This window comes from Streptomyces sp. NRRL WC-3549, from assembly GCF_000721935.1.
GTDB lineage: Bacteria > Actinomycetota > Actinomycetes > Streptomycetales > Streptomycetaceae > Streptomyces.
Map to the genome: position 1 here is coordinate 79,028 of NZ_KL585383.1, position 5,674 is coordinate 84,701.

The window sequence follows — 5,674 nt, forward strand, 5'->3', positions numbered from 1 at the left end:
ATGTGTATAAGAGACAGGGCCCACACCGCGCCCCGGGTGGTGAAGCGCCGCCAGAACAACGAGTAGAGCAGCGCCGGAAGGTTCGCGGAGGCCGCCACCGCGAAGGCCAGGCCCACCAGGAACGCGACGTTCAGGTTCTGGGCGAGGAGCCCCAGCGCGATGGCCGCCACACCGATGCCGACCGCGGCCGTCCTCGCGACACCGACCTCGCTGTACCGACGGGTGCCCGGCCGCCGCCACGAGGCGTACAGGTCGTGGGCCACGGAGGCGGACGAGGCCAGGGTGATGCCGGCGACGACCGCCAGGATCGTCGCGAAGGCGACGGCCGCCACCACCGCGAACAGCACCGTGCCCCCCGTGGACCTCTCCCCGCCGCCGAGGGCCAGCGCCAGCAGCGGAACGGCCGTGTTGCCGGAGGAGTTGGACGCACGTACGTCCGCGGCACCCACCAGGGCCGCCGCCCCGAAGCCGAGCACGATCGTCATCAGGTAGAAGCCGCCGATCAGACCGATCGACCAGACCACGGAACGCCGTGCCGCCCGCGCCGTCGGCACGGTGTAGAAGCGCGACAGGATGTGCGGGAGGCCCGCCGTACCGAGCACGAGGGCCAGGCCCAGGCTCATGAAGTCGAGGCGCGCGGTCCAGGACCCGCCGTAACGGAGCCCGGGCGACAGGAAGTCGCCTCCCCGCCCGCTGCGGTCCGCCGCCGAGCTGAGAAGGGCGTTGACGTCACCGTGGAAACGGACGAGGACGAGCACGGTCAGGGCCACGGCCCCGCCCATCAGCAGGACCGCCTTGACGATCTGGATCCAGGTCGTGGCCCGCATACCGCCCAGGGACACGTAGACCACCATCAGGGCCCCGACGCCGACCACGGTCCAGGACCGGGCGCCGTCACCACTACCGCCGAGCAGCAGGGCGACGAGGCTGCCCGCGCCCACCATCTGCGCCACCAGGTACAGCACGGAGACGGTGACGGACGAGGCCCCCACAGCGGTCCGCACGGGCCGCTCCGCCATACGCGCGGCGACCACGTCGGCGAGGGTGAAGCGGCCGCAGTTGCGCACGAGTTCGGCCACCAGGAGCAGGACGACGAGCCAGGCGACGAGGAAGCCCACCGAATACAGCATGCCGTCGTAGCCGTAGAGGGCGATCAGCCCCGAGATCCCGAGGAACGAGGCGGCGGACATGTAGTCACCGGCGATGGCGAAACCGTTCTCCATGGGGGAGAACAACCGGCCACCGGCGTAGAACTCCTCCGCCGAGCCCTGCCTGTTCCGGCTCACCCAGGTGGTGATGGCGAGGGTCACGACGACGAACGCGCTGAACAGCAGCAGCGCCAGGGTCTGGTGGCCGCCGCTCACCGCTCGGTCCCTCTCGCCCTCTCCTGGGTGTCCCAGCGCAGCTCCAGCGCCGCGCGGTCGCGGTGCAGCCGGGCGTGGCGGACGTAGGCCCAGGTCAGCAGGAAGGTGGTGAGGAACTGGCCCAGCCCCGCGAGCATGGCCACGTTCAGCACGCCGGCGACGGGCCGCGCCATGAGGTCGTGCGCGGTGGTGGCCACGGCGACGTAGGCCAGGTACCAGAGGAGGAAGGCGGCCACCGCGGGGACCACGAACCGGCGGTAGCGGCGCCGGACCTCCTGGAACGCCGCGCTGCGCTGCACCTCCAGGTAGACGCCGGCCGCGCCGGGGACCCGCTCGGCCCGAAGCTCCGGCCGGTCCTCCCACGGGGCCTCCGGGGCGCCCGTCGCCAGGCCCTCGCCCCGCGTCGGCACGTCGTACCACGGGCCGTCGAGCCGCGTCTCCGCGATGCCCGGCCCTGCTTCCTTCTCCACCGACCAACCCCCTCGTCCACGGACCTTTTCGGCCACGCAGCCAAGAATGGGCAGTGCGGGGGTGATCCCGGCTCCGCATCCGGCGGGCTTCACCTTTTCAGGTGAAGAAGGCCCAGGGTGGGGCACACCGCACCCCGGCAGCGGGCGTGACGCGGCCCACGCGGAAGCCCCCTCCGCCCGTGGGGTGGAGGGGGCCGCGACGGACCGGGTCCGCAGGTCCGGGTCAGACGTCGATGCGCGAGCGGTCCAGCGTGGCCGCCGAGCTGGTGATGAACTCCTTGCGGGGCGCCACCTCGTTGCCCATGAGCAGGTCGAAGACCTGCTCGGAGGAGTCGAGGTCGCCGATGTTGATCCGTCGCAGGGTCCGGTGGCGCGGGTCCATCGTCGTCTCCGCGAGCTGGTCCGCGTCCATCTCGCCGAGACCCTTGTAGCGCTGGATCGAGTCCTTGATCCGCACGTTCTTGCGCTGGAGCTCCAGCAGGGTCTGCCGCAGCTCGTTGTCCGAGTACGTGTAGACGTACTTGTCCTGCCCCTTCTTGGGCTGGACCAGCTCAATCCGGTGCAGCGGGGGCACCGCCGCGAACACCCGGCCCGCCTCGACCATCGGCCGCATGTACCGCTGGAAGAGCGTGAGCAGCAGGGTACGGATGTGGGAGCCGTCGACGTCGGCGTCCGTCATCATGATGACCTTGCCGTACCGCGCCGCGTCGATGTCGAAGGTGCGGCCGGAACCCGCTCCTATGACCTGGATGATGGCGCCGCACTCGGCGTTCTTCAGCATGTCCGAGACGGACGACTTCTGGACGTTGAGGATCTTGCCGCGGATGGGCAGCAGTGCCTGGAACTCGCTGTTCCGGGCCAGCTTCGCCGTGCCGAGGGCCGAGTCGCCCTCCACGATGAAGAGCTCGCTGCGCTCCACGTCGTCGCTGCGGCAGTCGGCGAGCTTGGCCGGCAGCGACGAGGACTCCAGCGCGGTCTTCCGGCGCTGCGCGTCCTTGTGCTGGCGGGCCGCGATGCGGGTGCGCGCGGCGGCCACCGCCTTGTCCAGCACCGCCCTGGCCTGGGCCTTGGCGTCACGCTTGGTGGAGGTGAGGAACGCCTTGAGCTCCTTGGCCACCACGTTCGCCACGATCCGGTTGGCCGCCGAGGTGCCCAGCACCTCCTTGGTCTGCCCCTCGAACTGCGGTTCCGCGAGCCGTACCGTCACGACGGCGGTGAGGCCTTCGAGGGCGTCGTCCTTGACGATGTCGTCCTCGGCGACCCGCAGCAGCTTCGCGGAGCGCAGTGCCTCGTTGACCGTCTTGGTGAGGGACCGCTCGAAGCCGGTGACGTGGGTGCCGCCCTTGGGGGTGGCGATGATGTTGACGAAGGACTTGACGGTGGTGTCGTACCCGGTGCCCCAGCGCAGCGCGATGTCCACGCCCAGCTCGCGGGTGACCTCGGTCGCCGTCATGTGACCGCGGTCGTCCAGGACGGGCACGGTTTCCTTGAACGTGCCGGAGCCGGTCAGGCGCTGGACGTCGCAGACGGCCTTGTCCTGCGCCAGGTACTCGCAGAACTCACTGATCCCGCCGTCGAAACGGAACGTCTCCTCCGTCTTGCCCCCACCGTCGACGCCGCGTTCGTCGCGTACGACGATCGTGAGGCCGGGGACGAGGAACGCCGTCTGGCGGGCCCGCTGGTACAGCGTCTCCAGGTCGAACCTGGCGTCCTTGAGGAAGATCTGCCGGTCCGCCCAGAACCGCACCCGGGTGCCCGTGCGCGTCTTCGGGATCCGCTTGCCCTTGTGCAGGCCGTTGGCGGGGTCGAAGGGCCCGTCGGGCCCCTGCCCCGTGAACCTGCCCGGGACGCCCCGGCGGAAACTGATCGAGTGGGTCGCGCTGTTGCGGTCCACCTCGACGTCGAGGCGGGCGGAGAGCGCGTTCACGACCGAGGCGCCGACGCCGTGCAGCCCGCCGGACGCGGCGTACGAGCCGCCGCCGAACTTTCCGCCGGCGTGCAGCTTGGTCATGACGACCTCGACGCCGGACAGCCCCGTCTTGGGCTCGACGTCGACGGGGATGCCCCGGCCGTTGTCGCGGACCTCGACGGAGGAGTCGTCGTGGAAGACGACCTCGATCACGTCGCAGTGGCCCCCGAGCGCCTCGTCGACGGAGTTGTCGATGATCTCCCAGAGGCAGTGCATCAGCCCGCGGCTGTCGGTGGAGCCGATGTACATCCCGGGGCGCTTGCGGACCGCCTCCAGCCCCTCGAGGACGAGGAGGTGCCGCGCTGTGTAGTTGGAGCTCTCCCTGTCTGCGCCGCCTGCTCCGGTCAGCAGCGCAGTGGACGGCACGGAATCGGCGGTCACGCGGTTCGCTCCTCGCTGAATTTCATCTGGGGTGCCCGTGGGTGCCGGGCTCGGCCTCGGTGGCCGCTGAGAGCCTACAGAGGCCTGGTAGAGCGGTTGTGACGCCACCCGGTGGGAATCCTTATGCTAGTGCAGCCTCGCATACACGTTCGATCATGCACCGGGGTGACGTGGACATCACGTTCCCTTCGAGGCATGAACCATTTAGGCTCCGGGCACGTCCTCATGAACAACCGGCAAGCCAGCCGGAGGACCGGCCCACCCAGCAACGCGAAACCGTAGCGCTACGCAATACGGCACATTCGCCCCAACCGGCGACAGACAGCCATCCCGAGAAGAAGTTTCGAAGAAATGCCACGAGCGGGAACGTTTTCGGCCTGGTTGGATGTTGACCCTGGTACGACAGCTCGTCGAGCTAGAGAAGAGGCGACGTGACTACTGTTCTGACCCCCGCGAGCCCGCTGACCGCAGCAGACCGCTGTGACCGTTGCGGCGCCCAGGCCTATCTGCGCGTCGTGCTGATCAGTGGCGGTGAACTGCTCTTCTGTGCCCACCACGGGCGCAAGTTCGAGCCGGAACTCAAGAAGATCGCCGCGGAAATACAGGATGAGACGGATCGGCTCACCGCCGCGCAGGCGAGTGCCGCCGACGAGGAACACTGACACCTCGCATCCACGACGAGCACGGGCCCGGTCCTCGACCGGCCGACGGGCGGCCCTCCCGGCAGGGAGAGCCGCCCGTTCTCACGTGTCCCGGGGGTGGACCGGCCGGTCAGACCCGGCCGGCCATCCACCCGAGGGCCGCGGAGACCCGGGTGTAGACCCCCGGGTTCCCCGGGCTTCCGCAGCCGCTGCCCCAGGACACGAGGCCGATGAGCCGCCCACGGGCCATCAGAGGGCCTCCGCTGTCCCCCTGGCAGGCATCCCGCCCTCCGGCCGTGTCACCGGCGCAGAGCATGGCTGAGGCGTCGTACGAGCCGTACGTACCGCCCGGGTAGGCGCGGGCGCACGTGCTGTCCGGCAGCACCCGCACCTCGGCCGCGCGCAGGGTGGCCGCGTAGGCGCCGTACCCCGTGGTGTCCCCCCAGCCGTACACCGTGGCCTCACCACCGGGTGTGTACGCCTCGTCCCCCTCCGTGGCCATCGGGATGACGCTGCGCTCCGGAAGCGCCCGCTCCAGCGTGAGCACCGCCAGATCGCCCGCGTTCGTACGGGGGTCGTACCCGGGGTTGGTCCAGGCCGACCGCACCGGGATCTCCTGGCCGCCGGGACCGTCCAGTTCGTCGCGTCCGGCGATGACCTTCAGATCGCGCACCTCGGAGACCTCGCCGCCGAGTACGTCCGGCCGCAGGCAGTGTGCGGCCGTGAGCGCCTTGGTGGGCGCGATCGCCACCGCGCCGCAGAACTGTCCGGCCCGCGTTCCCCCGAACCGGTCACGGCTGGCCAGGGCCACCGCCCAGGGGCTGTCGGCCACGGCGGCCGGCCTGCCAC

At 70.4% G+C, this 5,674-nt stretch carries 5 protein-coding genes; 1 reads left to right on the forward strand and 4 read right to left on the reverse strand.

Annotated elements, in window-relative coordinates; genetic code table 11:
- The 3 genes from IH13_RS0102555 to IH13_RS0102565 all read right to left on the reverse strand — a co-directional run.
- On the reverse strand, positions 1-1,364 hold a 1,364-nt coding region (locus IH13_RS0102555), incomplete at its 3' end, for a solute symporter family protein (protein ID WP_063837386.1).
- On the reverse strand, positions 1,361-1,834 hold the full coding sequence (locus IH13_RS0102560) for a DUF485 domain-containing protein (RefSeq protein WP_031080669.1): 474 nt from the start codon (positions 1,832-1,834) through the stop codon (positions 1,361-1,363). The genes IH13_RS0102560 and IH13_RS0102555, both read right to left, overlap by 4 nt.
- A 223-nt stretch (positions 1,835-2,057) precedes the next feature.
- Positions 2,058-4,184, reverse strand: coding sequence for a DNA gyrase/topoisomerase IV subunit B (locus IH13_RS0102565; RefSeq protein ID WP_031080671.1), 2,127 nt, complete (start codon positions 4,182-4,184; stop codon positions 2,058-2,060).
- Positions 4,185-4,615: 431 nt separating this feature from the next.
- On the opposite strand from IH13_RS0102565, the gene IH13_RS0102570 reads away from it, so the two are divergent.
- On the forward strand, positions 4,616-4,846 hold the full coding sequence (locus IH13_RS0102570) for a DUF7455 domain-containing protein (RefSeq protein ID WP_014048767.1): 231 nt from the start codon (positions 4,616-4,618) through the stop codon (positions 4,844-4,846).
- A gap of 109 nt (positions 4,847-4,955) precedes the next feature.
- Here the strand turns inward: IH13_RS0102570 and IH13_RS0102575 are convergent.
- Positions 4,956-5,674: S1 family peptidase (locus IH13_RS0102575; RefSeq protein WP_031080674.1), on the reverse strand; the 719-nt coding region annotated here is incomplete at its 5' end.